The 639-nt window shown below is 46.6% G+C and carries 1 protein-coding gene; it reads right to left on the reverse strand.

The genetic code is table 11. The features are described from left to right. The coding region (locus A3757_RS26520; protein WP_197469867.1) for a hypothetical protein at positions 1–639 on the reverse strand (639 nt) is incomplete at both ends.

A 639-nucleotide genomic window follows, 5' to 3' on the forward strand; every position in this document is an offset into this window, starting at 1 on the left:
ATTAATGAGGTAATCGCATAGGTATTTCCATCAATCGTAAACTCGGCAACAACATCCATGTCTCCCTGATCGCTCACAGGAATATTGCTGAGGTCATCAAAATGCAAGCTGTATTGCTGGTGAGCATGATTAGAACCGTCATCTGAGCGAATAACACCTTGGTTTTTCGCGACAATCTGTCCACCAACTCGAACTAGCCCCGTGACATGCACAGAGTTACGAGCTTGTATGCCTGTCACATCTGCGACGGCGACAACAGGTTCGCCAGGGTAATAGTTAAACTTAGAGGTCTTGAGAGCAATACGAGGCCCTACCTCTTGTATCTCTCCATCAACGTCATCAAGATTGATCGGTCGACTAGACTGTACGGCCCGATTGGGTAAATACTCAACCAAGTCCTGTTGCTGATGAATCGGGCGCGAAAAAGTAGGGTATTTAATCTCCTGAGCAAAATGAGACGCTATTTGCTGGAAGCGATATTTGACCTCTCGCCCCTCAAAAGGATCATTCCTGTCTTCAATAGCTAAAGGCGCGTCATCGGGAGACATGTTCGCAGTCTCTGCCAAAGACTGAGCTTCAACACCAATGGTTATTTCCTGAATTTTCTTGGGGGTGCCAAGCTTTGACGTTTCCTGTACT

It is taken from the genome of Oleiphilus sp. HI0117 (assembly GCF_001635235.1).